We start from the raw sequence: 17,615 nt of genomic DNA on the forward strand, positions 1-17,615 counted from the left end.
TTCTGGCGCTTTATTGCCTTCTATATATACTGTTTGATTGTTTCCATACCTATTTTTGCAACATTGTCCGGAGTGTCTAATACAATCCAGCCGCTATCAAAAACACCTTCAGTAAAGGTTTCAACTGTGATATGCCCTTTATAGTCATAGGCTTTTAATATTTCAAATACCGGCTTAAAGTCGATATGTCCCATTCCGGGGGCACCACGATTGGAGTCACTTAGTTGAACATGCAGTAATTTTCCTGCTTTACATATGGTTTTTAAAGGTTCATAAATATCCTCTTCTTCTATATTAGCTTGATAAGTATCGTATAAGATTCCAACATTATCTTTGTTAATATCATATACCATTTGTAATGCCTGTTCTAAGGTATTAACTACGCTTGTCCGGTAACGGTTCAAAGGTTCAATAGCTATGGATATCCCCCATTCAGCAGCAGCCTCTGCCATTTCTCTCAAACCCGTAACAGCAAGCTCCCATTCTTTCCTTTTGTCTTCCCTGCTTAGCAGATGGGCTTTGGCGCCTCCTGCATATACAGGACCAACAAATAATTTGGAACCAATTTCTTTTCCAAGCAGGAAACACTTTCTCATGTATTCTTTTGTATTTTCTCTAATCTGCTCATCGAAATTAGAAATATCCTTCCCTTTTGTCATTGCTGCACATAAGGTAACTTGTAAATTGTTATTTTCGATAGCTTCTTTGATTGGTATTGGATCTATTGCGGCATTTTCTACTCCAATTTCTATTGCCGTATATCCTAACTTTGCGGCTTTATTTATATACTCAATTTTTGATTGGTTAAAATCTCCTGTCCAATTCCACAAATTAATTCCTATTGGATTCATTGATTTACCTCTATTTTGTTGTCTTGCGAATGATAATCTCCGTATCTAACATATCAATTACCGGCTCTGCAGGTCCATGGCCGTTTATAATATTTAATAATTTCTTTGCTGCCAGACTTCCCATCTGATAAAATGGTTGAGAAACTGTTGAAAGGGGCGGATTCAACAAAGTACTTACTGCTATATTATCAAAACCCAGCACCGATATATCGTCTGGTATTTTTAAACCATAGTCCATTATTGCTTTCATGGTTACGATAGCTTTTGGATCACTGGTTGCAAAAACAGCATCAATTCTATCTTCCTTTTTCAAAAGTTCCATCATGGCCTGATAAAGCCCATTATCACCACTGGTTTCATAAATTATCAAATTTTCATCAAGCTCTAAGCCTGCATTTTGTATGGCATCTTTATAGCCTTGTAATCTCTGTCCATAGACATTCAATTCCGGACGTCCTACTACAATTGCAATTTTTTTATTGCCTGTACGGATTAAATAATTGGTTGCATCATAGCCTGCCTGATAATTGTTTATAATAACGGAGTTCATTTTCTCACCATAATATCTGGATACCAATACAACCGGAAAACCATCTTTATGAAGCTGCCTGATACTATCGCTGTCTTTTAGCATGGAGCATACTATAAATCCATCTACAATGTTTTGGCTTAATTTATTCACATAATATTTTTCAATTTCTATATCATCATCTATGTCGCATAAAATAATATTGTATCCTCTTTTTCTTACAAAATCTTCAACCCCTCTAATAATTGGCGGGAACATTTCGTTTTGAATATTAGGTATTAAGAGTCCAATGTTATTACTACGTCCGCCCTTTAATCCTTTTGCAAGAACGTTTGGGGTATAATTCAGCTCTTTAACAGCTTTTAGAACTTTTTCCCTGGTTTCTTTTTTAATATAGTATTGGTTATCACTAAGCACCCTGGATACTGTGCTGGGAGAAACCCCTGCCCGTTCAGCCACATCCTTTATATTTGACATTTTAACCTCGATTCCGGTGCTTTAGCACCATTATAATAATGGCAGCGATTTGTGCTCGGTACAAATCGCCAGTTGAAAAAACCTTGCTTTTTTCAACCTAGCACCACCCTTATTTATTCCAATATACAGTAGCCCCCCTGTGAGCTGATGTGCAGTTCTTCTTGTATAATCCTAACCATCCTGGAGATGGTTTTTCTACCGGTTTCCAGTTTTTCTTTCTGTCTTCAATTTCCTTGTCAGTTAAAGCTACTGTCAGCAAACGATTCTCTATATCGATATCTATTATATCTCCATCTTGAATGATTGCAATATTACCGCCTTCATAAGCTTCCGGTGATACGTGCCCAATTGCCAATCCACCAGTAGCACCTGAGAATCTTCCGTCTGATACCAATGCAATCTTTGTGCCCATGCCTTTACCTAATACGGCTGCCATAAAGGTTTCCATATGAGGCATACCCGGTGATCCCTTTGGTCCCTCATACCGAATGACTACAACATCTCCGGCTTTGATCTCATCTTTCAAAATAGCATTCCATGCATCATCCTGGGAATTATAGACCTTTGCAGGTCCTCTAAACTTCCATACTGCTTTATCTACCGCGGAAAATTTAACAATACAGCTATCTGTTGCAATGTTGCCGGATAATACAGCTAAACCGCCTTGCTCATGTATGGGACTGGAAACAGGATGTATAACATCAGTATTTTTATTATCTGATAATGCAATTTTATCTGCTAAAGTACCAAACATTCCTTTTGCACTTGTTTCTACCAGTCCTGCCTTATCAAGTTCTGACATCACTGCTCCTAATCCACCTGCCATACTAAAATCTGCCATAGTATAGGCAGGGTGATTTGGGTATATAGTACTGATTACCGGTATTTTTCTGCTGATATCATCAAATATTTCCGGGATAATTTCAATATCTGCTTGCCTTGCCATGGCAGGAATATGTAAAATGGAATTCGTAGATCCGCCGGTTGCCATCATATATTTGACCGCATTTTCAAAGTTCTCTTTCTTAATAATGTCTCTGGGCTTAACTTCTTCTTTCACTAATTCTACAATTCTTTTCCCTACGATCTTCGCCATTTCATTCCATTCCTTGGACTGGCATCTGACACTTGCATTACCATGTGGTGATAAACCTAATATTTCAGCCGTTGCACACATAGTGTTGGCAGTTCCCATAAAGGGACAGGCACCTGGGGTTGGACAGGCATTGCGAACTACTTGTTTATATTCCTCTTCTGAAATGTCTCCTGCAATATAAGAGGCATATGCTTGTTTTGTATGTGTTAAGGTAATCATTTTTCCATCTATGTTACCGGGAGCCATAAAACCGCCTGTCATCATAACGGTAGGAATATTTACTCTTAAAGCACCCATGATCATACCTGGAACTACCTTATCACAGGTACCTAGCATAACCATACCTTCCAAGCCATTTAATTCTGCTACTGTTTCCACTTCAGATGATACCATATCACGGGCAGGCAGAGTATAGCGGTCTCCCGGTGTATTGGAACACATACCGTCACAAATACCTGAAATGGGTAATTCTACTGCATATCCACCTGCGTTATATATTTCATCTTTGATTTTTTGTATTACTTCTTTAAAAGCATAATGTCCCGGGTTCATTTCATTCCAGGAATTTACGATACCAATAACGGAACGTTTTGCGTCTGCTTCTGTGACACCCATGGCATATAACAATGCATTTCTGTGATCCAGTGATTCTTCATTCCATTCCCTGATCATATTAACCTCGATTCCGGCGCTTTAACGCCTTTTAATAATGACTTTTGTGGGACCGTACAAATTGCTACATCTATCAAAATTTATTATCAGCCACCTAAATAAGCTTTCTTTACTGATTCAGAACATAATAACTCTTTTCCGGTTCCTTCCAGAATTATCTCGCCATTTTCCAATACATAGGCTTTGTCACATAGCCCAAGTGCTTTCTTGGCATTCTGTTCAACTAATAATACGGTAATTCCTCTATCACGAATCTGGGCAATTAATTCATATACCTGATTTACGATAAGGGGAGCCAGACCTAATGAGGGCTCATCTAATAACATTAGCTTTGGATGTGACATAAGTCCTCTTGCAATAGCAAGCATCTGCTGCTCTCCTCCTGATAGAGTTCCGGCATATTGTTCTTTACGTTGTTTCAATATAGGGAATAATTCATAATTCTTCTTTAATTCTTCTTCATTTTCTTTTGCACTGAATAGGTAGCCACCAACTAATAGATTATCTTGAATTGATAGTCCTGAGAAAGTTTTTCTTCCTTCTGGTACATGAATGATACCTTTTTTTACTATATCATTTGGTTTCTTTGGTATCTGTTCTCCTAAGAATTCAATCGTTCCGGAAGTAGGCTTTACCAAACCGGAGATACAGCGAAGTAACGAAGTTTTACCGGCACCGTTTGCACCAATAATAGATACAATTTGTCCTTGATCAGCCTTAATTGATACTTCTTTCAAAGCTTTTACGTATCCATAACTTGCAGATAAATTATTTACTTTAAGCATTATCTTCCTCCTCTGCACCTAAATAAGCTTCGATTACAGCTGGGTTGTTCTGAACTTCTTTCGGTGTACCAACTCCTATGGTCTTTCCGAAATTTTGAACAACAATCTTATGAGAAATACCCATAACCAACTCTAGTCTATGTTCAATCAGCATGGTAGCAAATCCGAAATCTTTACTTAGCTTTAAAATTAATTCTGTTAACTCACCAACTTCAGTTGGATTAAGACCAGCTGCTGGTTCGTCAAGTAATAATACTTTTGGATTGCACATTAAAGCCCGTGCAATCTCTAAACGTCTCTGGTATCCATAAGCCAGATTCTCGGGTGCTTCATTTATATAATCTTTTAATCCAACAATCTCTAAGTAATGTTCACATAATTCCTTGCCTCGTTTTTCCTCAGCTTTTCTCTTTGGCGTTGGAATAATACTGCCAATGAAGGAGTATTTTGATTGTGGATCAAATGCACACATAACATTTTCTATAATAGAAAGTCCTTTAAAAAGACGAATGTTCTGAAATGTTCTACCAATTCCCAGCTTTGTAATTTCATGTTGGGGTAATTTAGTTACATTCTGACCAGATAATAAAATAGAACCTTCATCTGCAGTATATACACCGGATATAACATTAAAAATAGTTGTTTTACCAGCTCCGTTTGGTCCAATGATACCAACTATTTCTCCTTTGTCTACAGTTACACTGAAATCTTTGGTGGCCTGTACACCTCCAAAGTTTTTACTTATATTACTTACCTGAAGAAGCATGGGTACCCTCCTTCTTTTTCTGGAATAATTTCTTTACGTTCTTTGGAGTCAATTCCCAAGTACCAAGCAAACCTGCCGGTTTAAAATTAAGAACCAATAATACCACAACTGCATAGAATACCATTCTAAAATCAGATAAAAATCTTAACATTTCTGGTAAGGCAGTAAGTATAATAGCTGAAAGTATAGAACCTGTTAAGCTGCTAACGCCGCCAAAGAAGTTCATGATTACCCATTCACCGCTAAGTTTCCATCCAAATAATGTAGGATCTACGTAAGTAACATAGAAAGCATACAGAACTCCGGATAAAGATACTAAAGCCACCGAGAAAAGAAAGGCAATCATCTTCACTTTTGGAACGTTAATGCCCATGGCTTTTGCTGCAAGTTCATCACCTTTTAAAGCAATACATTGTCTTCCATATTTTGATTTTTTAAAAAATGCCACTAATATAACACAAATAATTGCAGCGACCAGAACAATAGGAAAACTAATTACTTTAGGGAAGCCGGAGAAACCTGCGGCACCACCTGTAAGTCCAGTCATTTGGTTTAAGATAGCAGTTAAAGCTTCACCAAATCCTAATGTTACTAATGATATATAGTCACGTCTAAGTTTTACTGTAGGTAAACCTACAAAAAATCCTATAATTACACTAATTAATACTGCTAAAATAGCTGCAGGAAGAAAAGGCCAATTAAGTTTAACAACTAAAATTCCGGATGCATAAGCACCAATTGCCATAAATGCCGCCTGTCCTAAGGAGAACATTCCGGCTAAACTGGTAAGTACATATACACCTGCAACTCCTATTATTGTAATCAAAGTTAGAGTAAGTACTGAAAGATAAAATTGCATTTGTTGCCTCCTTATGCTTTTTCTTGAACTGATTTTCCTGCGATTCCTTGTGGTCTGATAAACAAGAATAAAATCATGATAAGAAATGTTGCAACCGGTGCATAACCGGAACCTATAAAGAAAATTAAAATAGTTTCTAACAACCCTAATAATACTGCACCAAAAACCGCACCGGATATACTTCCAAGACCTCCGATAACAGAAGCAATAAACCCTTTAACTACAAGGTTTCCAAGCTGCGCTGTAAGTGTATAATTATAAATTCCTAAGAATACACCTGCTAAAGCACCTAATGCACCTGATATAAAGAAAGCAATGCTTATAGTCTTAAATACATCAATACCCATTAAATATGCAGTATCTCTATCATATGATACGGCACGTAAAGCACGTCCCATTTTTGTTTTCTGAAGTACAAATACTAATATAATAAGCACAATTGCAGAAATGCCAAGCATTACTACACTACTGGTCTGAATTACAAAATTTCCAATCCAGATAGCTGGTTTGCTAAAGAACATAGGATATACAAAGTATCCTGCTCCCACAATAATAGTTACAATAGATTCATAAAAAGTACCTAACGTAATAGAAGATACAAAATAATAAAATGTTGCTGAGTTTCTTTTTGTAATTCTTCTAAATGCAACGAATTCACCAAATAAACCAATTAAACCGCCTACTAACATGGAAACTATCAGGACAGGAATTAATGACCAGCCTGTACCTGCGGATACAAAATAGCCTACAAATGCACTGAGAGTCATTAAAGCACCATGTGAGAAATTTGAGAATTTTAAAATACTAAAAATTAAAGCAAAGCCGGTAGCTATCAGGGCATAAACTGATCCAACAGCCAAACCGTTCAGTAATAACTGAATAGCCATGTTTCCCTCCTATAAGGTTTGTTACAAAGTTAAGCCTTGTTGTTTTACATTCTGAGTGCAGCGAAGAATCCCATGTCATTCAGAATACTGTTGTCTTTCTAAGCCACCGGAAGAACCTCACAATTATGCAGTGAGATTCTTCGCCTTTCAGGCTTAGTGTGACTTTATATGTTACACTGTCATGGCAAAATGATGGTATATTTTATAACAAAGTCAATTTGTAACAACTCTCTTCATTGTCATATCTTTATGTCTTCTAGATTAGTCAATTATTCTGCTGAATATTGTTTGATCATTACAGATTGTCCATCTTTGATTTCATGAATATACATTTCAAGACCTTGTGGCTGATGATTCTCTGGATTTATAGAAATAATTCCTGTTAATCCTTCATATCCTGTTAGCTTTTCAACCGCATCTCTAATAGCAACGGAATCTTCACCAACTTCTGTAATGGTATCTGCAAGAATGTTAACAACATCATAACCTAAGAAGAATTTATTAGTTGCATCAGCACCCGTTTCAGCTTTATATTTTTCCATTATTTCTGCGACTTTAGGCTCAGATTCTGTAATATTATTGATATAAATCACATTATTTGAAGCTGCACCTGCAAGTGAAGCAAATGGAGGAGCTGCATCCAGTCCCATGATAATAGGGCCTGTATATCCAACTGCACGTGCCTGCTGAGCGATAGTGATTAATTCCTGTGTATAGTTAGGAGCGTAAATAACATCTGCACCTGCATTCATAAGCTTCATTAACATTGTACTAAAATCCGTATCAGTAGCTGTAAATTGAACTTCTTGTACAATTTTTGCATCAGAACCGGATTCTGAAAGGTAACTCTTAAAGCCGTCTACTAAACCTAAAGAATAAGCATTATCACTTCTGTAAATTGCTCCAATCTTCTTAGAATTTAATTCATTAATAGCATATTTTGCCATGATGGCACCTTGTTGATCATCAGATGGTTGGAATAAGAACATGTTCTTGTATGTAACACCATCTTTATTCTGTAAAACTGCAGTATCAATAGCAAACCCTAGGATTGGTACATTATACTGTTCTGAAAGAGGTGCAATTGCAAGTCCAATATTTGCTACTGGAGGTCCAATAATTGCACTAACTCCATCTTGTGTTGCAAGAAGTGTAAAAGCATTGATAGCTTCTGTTACATCACCAGTAGTATCACGTGTTATTAATTCAAGTTTCTTACCATTAACACCGCCAGCTGCATTTATTTCATCAATTGCATACTGAGCACCTGCTTGAATCATTTTACCAAGGGTAGCTGTTTTACCTGTAATATCTTGCAGCGCACCGATTTTAATTGTGTCTCCGCTGGAAGCTGTACCATTTGTATCAGGTGCTTCTGGTGTTTCTGGTGTTTCTGGTGTTTCTGTTTTTTCTGTTGTCTCTGTTTCTGTTTCTTTCTTTTCAGAAGTTTCTGTTTTGTTACCAGAACAGGCAACTAATGAAAATGCCACACCTAAAACCAACAGAGTTTTCCATAACTTCTTCATGTAAATCCTCCTTTTAACTCGTCCCATATTTAATAAAGTTTGTAGATAATGAAACCTATACAATTATTTGTGAAATCGTTTTCATATGTATCATTACATTGTTTTTGTATATTTCGTATAATTTAGTGTATGTGTTTCATTAAATTCATGTTCATTATATTATCACAATCTACATTTGTCAACAAAATAATTGTTATTTTTTAAACAATTCCAATGTTTTTGGCAATATTTTTTGTGAAATCGTTTTCATACCATAGAAATCTGGATTTTACCAATTAATATGATTCTCATTTATGTTATATTTTCAGAAATCAATCCAAATAAATTGCATAATAAAAGTACTCTAAGTTTTATTTACCATTCATTGACATAGTAAATTTCAACTTAAAGTACTTTTAATAATACTTTTCAGTATAAATCTAATTTATTTAATTTATATCACGGCTTTAATGGCTATTCTTCTAACTTTTTGTTTTCGTATAGGCCTACCCAGGTTTCATAATATGGATTTTCCCATGTTTTTTCATCAAAGTTTTTATAATCTACCACAATAGCCTTAATAGTTTCAATATTACCACAATCCGCATAACTAATAGCCATTCCCTTATCCTCACCATATGTGCTGCCATCTATCATATTAACATCACCAAAGTTACATTCCTTAACATAACTTCCATCTGTAAAGTCAATATGACCTACTATTTTAACAGGGAAATTATTTTTATCCCATGCTACAAATGCCACAGTTGCATTTTTTACATCTTCACCAGAATTGTTTTTAATAACTGCATTTAACATATCCGGATATAATGCCTTATACTCTTCATCTTGTACTACATACTCAGATGATATAACATACATCGGTTGTTCTAATAAAGCCGCCTCTAATTCTTTACCGGTCATATTCTTATTAGATACTTTTGTATTTTTTCCTTGTTTTGTGTCATCTGATTCTGTATCTAATGCGAAAGAATCCATTTTAGACTTTAATTCATTATTTTCTTTTATTAGCTCATCGTTTTTTGATTTTAAATTATCAAATTCCGTTTTCAATGTATCAAATTCCCCCATGAGCCGTTTGTAATCTTCCTCTGTTTTGCTATCCTTAGAGCACCCTGCCAATATGCAGCTTGTTAAAACTAACATCAATAATATTAATTTTCTTTTCATACACTTTCCTCCAAAAAATTTTCTCAAATTGTATAATAACCATATTGTACCAGCTATTTATGTGAATGTAAATCTAATTAAACTTACAAATTACCTTTTAAATTTGTTATTATTTGTTTTATCCCACCCGTAGATTTGGCTATAATTATAAAATTACAAATAAAAAACGCATACCAATACTTTATTGTATTGTACGCGTCAGGTTAAGATTTATATAATATTTAAGTGAGCAGCACTATAAGCCGAGTTCTGTATTCGATGATCATCTATCTTTGCTACATGTTACCATATAGCTCATTTGTCAAAGACAAATCGCGACCTACCCAAAGCACGGCGGGCAACCGTATCGCTTTTAATTCGGTCTTACTTCGAGTGGGGTTTACAGAGCCTTGTTTGTTACCAAACAAGCGGTGGTCTCTTACACCACCTTTCCACCCTTACCAAAACATCTGCAAGCAGATGAATCTGGCGGTATATTTCTATTGCACTAGCCTTGGAGTCACCTCCACCGGACGTTATCCGGCACCCTGCCCTATGAAGCTCGGACTTTCCTCACCTATGACCTTTCGGTACTTATAGGCGCGATCATCTGTGCTACTCAGCTTTGTTATTTTAACATAATTCATATGTTATGTAAATAGAAGAATTTTTACATGGAAACTTTATCCTAATTCATGTATAATTAACTCAATGGTATGGTTTATCAGTAATATTTTTTTTATTAAATTTGGAGGCTATAAAATGGATAAAAATAAAAAGATTATGAAGACAGGGTTAATTCTAATAGGCGTTACCCTTTTACTTAATATTTGCACTATCCTGTTTTTAAGAATTAAGGAGCCTGTGTTTCTACATCATTACTATGAACACAAGATGTATCTGCAAAATGAAAATAATTTATTTTATTCAGTTGGACTTGACGGTCCAATTAAGCTTCAATATGTAACCAATATTACAGATGACAAACAAGTTATAGGCATTACTTTTTAAGAAGCACCAGATCTTTATGTTAATGCCTCGGAATATCAACCGGCTATTTTCTCTCCAGGCATGTTTTACTCTACTTCAGATAATAACACATTAGGTACTGAAATTGGCTCCTATAGCCTGCGCACCGTATATCTTAATATAAATATTCCTATTGATTCCGTATCCGATCAGTTGGAATTGTCAGAAGCAATTATTCTTTTTAGTGGTGGAGGTCAACTGGAAGTGAATATTGGTAAGCTGATTTTATATAAAGATGGACTATCTTCAGGAAATTACCTGATGGAATGTAGTGGTTCCAGTTCTTCCTCCGGTAAATCGGATATATCTTTTAAATTACTTAATGACATAAGAATAAAAACAATTACCTTTCTTGATGAGTTAAAAAATTATATGAATCTTGAAATAAATAATCTGGAATATGCCACCGTTAATGACAAAGAATACAAAAAAGGTGATACTATATATATTTCCAATGCCCTGAATCCCCAAATTATTAAGGATTTATCCTTTATCCGATTTGGAATATACCCTAGACTTTATTATGAAAACAGTCAGGGCAATACCTATTATGAACCTTTGTTTCGTGTAAGTAATGATAACTATAATAATCCAAATTTCCTTGACATTATAAAATATGTAAAGTTTAATCGATAATTTTATTTAGCTTTTAATGTGATGCCAATGTTACGGGAGTTTTAGATATAATAAATGATTTAGGAAAGGTACGGTGTTAACATGGAGCAGAATTATAGTTTATTTAAAGGATATAGATTAATCTTCTGGGGTATATTCTTTACATCCTTTAATTTTAATTTTTTCGGTATCCCTATACTTCCGCAATTTATAGAATGGTTCATTGTATACAGCGGAATCAAAATGTTAAAAGAGGTATATACCTCTAAGTCTTTGATAAGTGCTGTTAATTGTGGAACATGGATTGTTTTGTTTACCTTAGTGGTAGGTTTTATATCTCTATTCGAGCCGAATATATTTAAAAACGGGACTTTGTTCACTCTCATATGGTCAACAGGAATTACCACAATGCAGCTTATATTAAAATATTATATATTAGTTGGATCAATTGAACTTTTAGAAGTATTTCATAAACAGGATGTTGCTGAAAAGTATGTAAAAAGTACGGGAAATTATATAATATCTTATATCTTGGTTACAGTAGCTCAGATTATAGTACTTACTATACCATCAGAGGTGTGGATTGCTGCTTTAGGTATCGCTTCCCTTATATTGAACATATGGCTTATGATATTAATTAGTGAACTTAAAAATATCTTTAACAAAGAAGTTGTATAGGAATAAAAGTCAGGTAAAGATGTCACTTTATAGTTAGATTATAGGAAAGTTCAATGTTATGTCAACTTCGTTACTTTGCTACCATTATTCATACTGTTCCGAACTGCATGGGGTTCCCTATCCATACAGTTCGTTGAACTTCAGCATGTATTATAGACTAATCATTTCAAACCTTAAAGCAGCTTCCTCCTACGAATTCTTTCAGTATGGAATTCTGAGGCACGGCCTCGCTGCTTACTCCTAAGAAATAATCCAGAAATTTTAACAGTCTCTTTGCTTCCATAAATTCTTCACTATTCCTATCAATTCCAAATAAAATTGGTTCCGCATATTGCTTCAATATTGCTAATTCATAGATAAGTGCAGAATTGAACATTACATCTACATCTTCCTGGAAAGGAAAGATATTTTCTTCTTCACCACGTCTTACTGATGGCCACATGCTAATGGTCCTTTGTCCGGAAGCCCCTCTTGTGCGGGCATCACGAACCATTCTTCGAATTAATCTTAAATCTGTGGTAGGTATTCTGTTATGTTCATCAATGTTAAGGGAAGTTAGTGCACTGATATAAATCTTAAATTTACTTTCTCTTGGAAGGCTGTAGGATAATTTATCATTTAATCCATGAATTCCTTCAATAACAAGTATATCATTGGGTCCTAATGTCTTATAATTGCCTTTATATTCCCTATGACCGGTCTTAAAATTAAAACTTGGCAGTTCTACTGTTTTTCCTTCCAATAAATTAGTCATATCTTTATTAAACCGTTCCAGATCAATGGCATACAAGGATTCAAAGTTAGGATTTCCTTCTTCGTCTAAAGGGGTATTATCCCGTTCCACAAAGTAATCATCCACGGCTATTGGATGGGGGGTTAATCCATGGGTCTTTAACTGAATAGATAACCTATGGGAAAATGTAGTCTTACCGGAAGAAGATGGTCCCGCAATCATAACGAACTTCTTATCTCCTGCCTCTTTTATCTGCTGGGCGATTTCTCCAATCTTCATTTCCTGCAGCGCTTCCTGAGTCAGTATCAACTCATGAATATTGCCTTCTACTATAATGTCATTTAGCGCACCTACCGTATCCACTTCCATAGTTTTTGCCCATTGGTTGGATTCCTTCAGTGTATGGAACAGTTTATCCAACGGTTTAAAGGGCTCTATTTCTTTTGGATTCTGCTTTCTTGGAAGAAGCAGAATAGCACCCTCATCATAGGGAAATAAATCAAAATATTTAAGCATTCCTGTACTGGGTGGCATATAACCGTAATAATAGTCTTCAAATCCTTCCAGATTATATATATTGGTTTTGGAAACCCTTCGATATTGAAACAGCCTCTCTTTGTCATACATTCTGTACCGGTTGAATAATTCAATGGCTTCGTCGGTTCCAACGGATTTTTTTATAATGGGGTAGTCCTCCCGTACGATAGCTTCCATTCTCTCTTTTATCCTGCTGCAAAGTTCTTCCGTCATTGGAACCATCATTTCGATGGTGCAGTATAATCCATTTCCAAGAGAATACTCTACTGCCGCACGTTTTATTTTATCTGCACCCACTACATTATAGAGTGCTTTTAGCATTACTAAGGTAATACCTCTTACATAGGTTTTATGGCCTGCATCATCCTTCGTAGTCAGGAAAGTTACTGTACAGTCTTGCTCCACTGTTTTTGACAGTTCCCGCAGCCTATTTCCTACAGATGCAAGTATAATGTCAGCGTTATAATCTTTTTGAAACTCTTTGCTGACTTCTAACAAGGAAATTCCTTGAGGATATTCTTTTATGTGACCGTTAATCTCTATCTTGACTGTATTTTCCATGTACTCCTCCTTATCCTTTATAATACACCAAACCAGCTTCTATATAACCTAATTCTTCTTCTACTTCCTTTAACCTTGCCATGGCATTTTCAGTGGGATTTTGTTTTAATGCTTTTATTACCTGAAGGCACTGTATTTTCTCTCTTAATAAGAATTCCTTGGTGATGGGGTCCCTTTTTTGAAGCAGAAGCTTCCCATACCGGTGGAAAAGTTCCCGGTTGTTATCATGAGTAGTACCAGTATCTTCTGGTAACTTGGCCTTTTCACATTCCCCTGTTTCATTCGCCCTTTTGGAAACCTTTAATTGTACTGGTTCTTTTTCATTTTCCACGGTATCATTTGACATGGAAATTGCTTTTATTATGGTGTAATATTTTCCATCATCAATCAGCATTTGTTCTGCGACGATTTCAAATTCAATTTGTTCTAAAAATTTACGCACAAAAGCTAATTCGGATTGAGGCTGTAGGACTAATTCCCTGCACTTTTTTACAGAAGCAAGGCCTTCCTCCAGTATCCGAACTGTTAATGCTCCTCCCATTCCTGCTATAAGAATGGTATCAGCTTCTCCGGGATTCAGTTTATAGAGACCATCCGATAGTCTCGTTTCAATCTGTCCGCCTAATCCAAGGCGTTTAATGTTTTCCTGCCCCCTTTCCAATGGTCCTTTATTCACGTCCATTGCAATAACACTTGGGGCTATGTTTTGACTAATCAAATATATGGATATGTAGGCATGGTCGCACCCTACATCTGCTACCCTGTTACCTTTTGTAACAGAGTCCGCAACTGCTTGTAATCTTTTTGATAATTGCATAACTACCTGCCTTAATACTTATATAAATTTCTGCCATTTCTAAAGGAATTATTTTTAATAATTATTCTATATAGTTGTTTCATTACTTTGTCAGCTATTCATTTTTTAAGAATCTTATTCTAAATAATCCTTTAGTTTACGGCTGCGACTGGGATGCCTTAATTTACGTAATGCCTTAGCTTCTATTTGACGGATTCTTTCCCTTGTTACGTTAAATTCTTTACCTACTTCCTCCAAAGTACGGGAACGTCCGTCATCAAGGCCGAAACGTAATCTTAAAACCTTTTGTTCTCTATCGGTAAGTGTTCCAAGTACATCAATCAACTGCTCTTTCAGCAGAGTAAATGCCGCTGCATCTGCCGGTACCGGAATATTATCATCTTGAATGAAATCTCCAAGATGGCTGTCTTCTTCTTCTCCGATAGGTGTTTCTAAAGATACCGGTTCCTGAGAAATCTTCTGAATTTCACGAACACGCTCCACCGGCATATTCATTTCTTTGGCTACCTCTTCCGGAAATGGTTCCCTGCCTAATTCCTGCACCAACTGTCTTTGTACACGGATTAACTTATTAATCGTTTCCACCATGTGAACCGGAATACGTATGGTTCTTGCCTGGTCTGCTATTGCTCTTGTTATAGCTTGTCTGATCCACCAGGTAGCATAGGTGCTGAACTTAAATCCTTTTTCGTAATCAAACTTTTCAACAGCCTTTATTAATCCCAGATTTCCTTCTTGAATCAAATCTAAGAATTGCATACCACGCCCTACATAACGTTTTGCTATACTGACTACCAAGCGAAGGTTGGCTTCTGCCAGTCTCTTCTTAGCTTCCTGGTCTCCGGCTGACATTCTTTTTGCCAGTTCTATTTCCTCATCAATACTAAGCAAAGGCACTTTACCGATTTCTTTTAGATACATTCTTACCGGATCTTCAATACTGATACCCTCTGGTAATGAATAATCAATTTCTTCAATATCTTCATCTTCCGGTTCTAAAACAATATCCTCTTCATCGTTGGCCAATCTAAGAACATCTACGTTATTTGCTTCCAAATATTCATAGATTTTCTCGATTATGTTACTATCCATTTCAAAGTCTATGAAAAAGTCGTTAATTTCCTGGTATTCCAATACATTTTTCTTTTTTCTTGCATATGCCAGTAACTCTTTTAACTTATCCGTAAATTTTACCATATTTTCGTCCATAACTATCTATCCTCCTAAATTGCCTCTGCTCAATCTTCTTAGTATTTTAACCATCCTAGAAAGAAATATGCAATTTCTGTAAGTCTGCTTGCTCTCTTATGATATTTTGAAGGCCGATGATGTCATTATTTTCAATCGCTTTCTTACTTTTTACATCAAGGCTGTTCTTCTTTATTCGTAATACGGTCTCTTCCAAAGCCTTCTTTCTTTCCACCTCTCCCAGGTCCTCCGGTATCTCAGTGGAGAATAAAGAAGCAACTTCATTTTGCTCTTCTTTGCTTTCAAACTGATTGATGATCTTTGCCGGTGTCACTTTATGTTCCGTATGATATTGGGCAAATAACATCTGTGCAACTTGTTCATACAGTTCCTCCGTAAAATCTTCCGGTGCAATGATTCCCTTTAATTTATCAAATAAACTGGTATCCTCTATAAACCAGGTAAGAAGAATCTTTTGGGATTGTTTCATTCCATCTTCCCGTTTTTTCTTCTTAGCAGGCTCAGCCACCCTCTTTATATCAGTTTGTCCCACAACTATTTGGGCTCCATACCGGTTTACTAATTTCCTTAAATTATCAAATCCAATATTATATTTTTTTGCAACCGTTTCGATATAGATATTTCTTTCGATTTCTTCTGTAAAATTAAGCATCTTTTTAGCAATCTCATTAAAGAATTTGGTTTTTTGCTCCGGATCGGAAAGGTCATATTCCCCCTCCAACACCTCCACTTCAAAAAGAAAGGAATTCTGTGCATTATCAATCCGTTTTTGATATTCTTCCGGGCCTAAGGCTTTGATAAACTCATCTGGATCTTTGTATGGCTTCATATTAATTATTTTTACGGATAGACCTGCTTCTTTTAAAATTGGAATAGCTCTCAGAGCTGCTTTGGTTCCTGCTTCATCACTGTCATAAGTAATAAGAACCTCACTTGTGTATCTCTTTAACAGATTAGCCTGCAAGCCGGTAAATGCTGTTCCAAGCGAGGCCACAGCATTCTTAAATCCTGCCTGATGTAGTGCTATAACATCCATATATCCTTCACATATTAATATGTTTGGTTTTCTGGATATTCTGGCGAAATTCAGGCCGTACAGGTTACGGCTTTTATCAAATAATTTGGTTTCCGGAGAATTTAAATATTTTGGAAGTCCATCTCCCATAACACGCCCGCCAAAGCCGATAACCCGGTTATTCACATCCATGATGGGGAACATGACACGATTCCAAAACTTATCATATACCTTGCTCTTGTCAATGGTAATCAGTCCGGATTCCTTTAAAATTCCATCATCATATCCCAAATGTTTCAAGTATTGATATAAATCATCTCCAGTCTTATTAGAATACCCAAGTCCAAATTGTTTTATTGTATTCTCAGAAAGTTTTCTGCTTAAAAGATAATTTAGGGCAGCTTGTCCGTTTTTTTGCTGTAGTTGGTAATAGTAGTACTTTGCAGCCTCTTTATTTATCTCCAATAATTTTGTTTTTAAGCTGGCTTGCCGTTTGGCTTCTTCACTGTATTCTGCTTCCGGGAGATTTACTCCCACTCGGCCAGCCAATGACTTTAACGCCTCCACAAATGTATAATTTTCATATTCCATAATAAAAGTAAAAACATTTCCTCCAACTCCGCAGCCAAAACAATGATACATTTGTTTAGAGCTGCTTACACTAAAGGAGGGTGTTTTTTCATTATGGAAGGGACAAAGCCCCATATGGTTACTTCCTTTTTTTTGTAATTTTACATAGGAGCCTATCACATCTACTATATCGTTCCTTATTCTTATTTCTTCCACTAAATCTTCCGGGTAAAACATGGTAATCTCCTATTCTA

At 35.9% G+C, this 17,615-nt stretch carries 16 protein-coding genes and 1 other RNA gene; 3 read left to right on the top strand and 14 right to left on the bottom strand.

All coding sequences use genetic code 11. The features are described from left to right. Positions 1-20: 20 nt before the first annotated feature. The 10 genes from BM183_RS07105 to rnpB form a co-directional block, all read right to left on the bottom strand. The gene (locus BM183_RS07105) at positions 21-851 is read right to left on the bottom strand and encodes a sugar phosphate isomerase/epimerase family protein (RefSeq protein ID WP_091685628.1); all 831 of its coding nucleotides are present in this window, start codon (positions 849-851) and stop codon (positions 21-23) included. 10 nt (positions 852-861) lie between these two features. Continuing rightward, the gene (locus tag BM183_RS07110) at positions 862-1,857 is read right to left on the bottom strand and encodes a LacI family DNA-binding transcriptional regulator (protein ID WP_091685630.1); all 996 of its coding nucleotides are present in this window, start codon (positions 1,855-1,857) and stop codon (positions 862-864) included. 109 nt (positions 1,858-1,966) lie between these two features. Continuing rightward, positions 1,967-3,625 carry a dihydroxy-acid dehydratase gene (gene ilvD, locus BM183_RS07115; protein ID WP_091685631.1) on the bottom strand — a complete coding sequence of 553 codons (1,659 nt, stop codon included), beginning with the start codon at positions 3,623-3,625 and terminating at the stop codon, positions 1,967-1,969. Between the two features lie 86 nt (positions 3,626-3,711). Beyond that, the gene (locus tag BM183_RS07120) at positions 3,712-4,410 is read right to left on the bottom strand and encodes an ABC transporter ATP-binding protein (RefSeq protein WP_091685633.1); all 699 of its coding nucleotides are present in this window, start codon (positions 4,408-4,410) and stop codon (positions 3,712-3,714) included. After that, positions 4,403-5,176 carry an ABC transporter ATP-binding protein gene (locus tag BM183_RS07125; RefSeq protein WP_091685634.1) on the bottom strand — a complete coding sequence of 258 codons (774 nt, stop codon included), beginning with the start codon at positions 5,174-5,176 and terminating at the stop codon, positions 4,403-4,405. The genes BM183_RS07120 and BM183_RS07125 overlap by 8 nt, the downstream gene beginning before the upstream one ends. Further along, positions 5,157-6,035, bottom strand: a complete 879-nt coding sequence (locus tag BM183_RS07130; protein ID WP_091685636.1) for a branched-chain amino acid ABC transporter permease — start codon at positions 6,033-6,035, stop codon at positions 5,157-5,159. The genes BM183_RS07125 and BM183_RS07130 overlap by 20 nt, the downstream gene beginning before the upstream one ends. 11 nt (positions 6,036-6,046) lie before the next feature. Next, positions 6,047-6,922 carry a branched-chain amino acid ABC transporter permease gene (locus BM183_RS07135; RefSeq protein WP_091685637.1) on the bottom strand — a complete coding sequence of 292 codons (876 nt, stop codon included), beginning with the start codon at positions 6,920-6,922 and terminating at the stop codon, positions 6,047-6,049. A 269-nt stretch (positions 6,923-7,191) separates the two neighbouring features. Next, positions 7,192-8,448 (bottom strand): ABC transporter substrate-binding protein, encoded by a 1,257-nt coding sequence (locus BM183_RS07140; RefSeq protein ID WP_170847919.1) that lies wholly within the window; start codon positions 8,446-8,448, stop codon positions 7,192-7,194. 453 nt (positions 8,449-8,901) lie between these two features. Next, positions 8,902-9,618 carry a DUF5780 domain-containing protein gene (locus BM183_RS07145; protein WP_091685641.1) on the bottom strand — a complete coding sequence of 239 codons (717 nt, stop codon included), beginning with the start codon at positions 9,616-9,618 and terminating at the stop codon, positions 8,902-8,904. A 222-nt stretch (positions 9,619-9,840) separates the two neighbouring features. After that, an RNA gene (gene rnpB / locus BM183_RS07150) (RNase P RNA component class A) lies at positions 9,841-10,219 on the bottom strand. A 140-nt stretch (positions 10,220-10,359) separates the two neighbouring features. Here rnpB and BM183_RS07155 point away from each other — a divergent pair. The 3 genes from BM183_RS07155 (at position 10,360) to BM183_RS07165 (ending at position 11,919) form a co-directional block, all read left to right on the top strand. Then, entirely contained in the window at positions 10,360-10,608 is a 249-nt protein-coding gene (locus BM183_RS07155; protein ID WP_091685643.1) for a hypothetical protein, read from the top strand. Between the two features lie 222 nt (positions 10,609-10,830). Beyond that, positions 10,831-11,262: a hypothetical protein gene (locus tag BM183_RS07160; RefSeq protein WP_170847920.1), complete on the top strand. Its 432-nt coding sequence runs from the start codon at positions 10,831-10,833 to the stop codon at positions 11,260-11,262. Positions 11,263-11,484: 222 nt separating this feature from the next. Next, positions 11,485-11,919 (top strand): hypothetical protein, encoded by a 435-nt coding sequence (locus tag BM183_RS07165; protein WP_139221494.1) that lies wholly within the window; start codon positions 11,485-11,487, stop codon positions 11,917-11,919. Positions 11,920-12,085: 166 nt separating this feature from the next. Here BM183_RS07165 and BM183_RS07170 read toward each other — a convergent pair whose 3' ends face one another. The 4 genes from BM183_RS07170 to dnaG all read right to left on the bottom strand — a co-directional run bounded on the left by BM183_RS07170 (position 12,086) and on the right by dnaG (position 17,598). After that, positions 12,086-13,750 (bottom strand): nucleoside kinase, encoded by a 1,665-nt coding sequence (locus BM183_RS07170; RefSeq protein WP_091685648.1) that lies wholly within the window; start codon positions 13,748-13,750, stop codon positions 12,086-12,088. Positions 13,751-13,760: 10 nt separating this feature from the next. Further along, positions 13,761-14,567 (bottom strand): class I SAM-dependent methyltransferase, encoded by an 807-nt coding sequence (locus tag BM183_RS07175; protein ID WP_091685650.1) that lies wholly within the window; start codon positions 14,565-14,567, stop codon positions 13,761-13,763. 114 nt (positions 14,568-14,681) lie between these two features. Then, a complete protein-coding gene (rpoD, locus tag BM183_RS07180; protein ID WP_091685652.1) occupies positions 14,682-15,776 on the bottom strand; it encodes an RNA polymerase sigma factor RpoD in 1,095 nt (364 codons plus the stop codon). A 55-nt stretch (positions 15,777-15,831) separates the two neighbouring features. Further along, on the bottom strand, positions 15,832-17,598 hold the full coding sequence (gene dnaG / locus BM183_RS07185) for a DNA primase (RefSeq protein ID WP_091685654.1): 1,767 nt from the start codon (positions 17,596-17,598) through the stop codon (positions 15,832-15,834). Positions 17,599-17,615: the final 17 nt, after the last annotated feature.

The organism is Anaerocolumna aminovalerica, from assembly GCF_900115365.1.
GTDB lineage: Bacteria > Bacillota > Clostridia > Lachnospirales > Lachnospiraceae > Anaerocolumna > Anaerocolumna aminovalerica.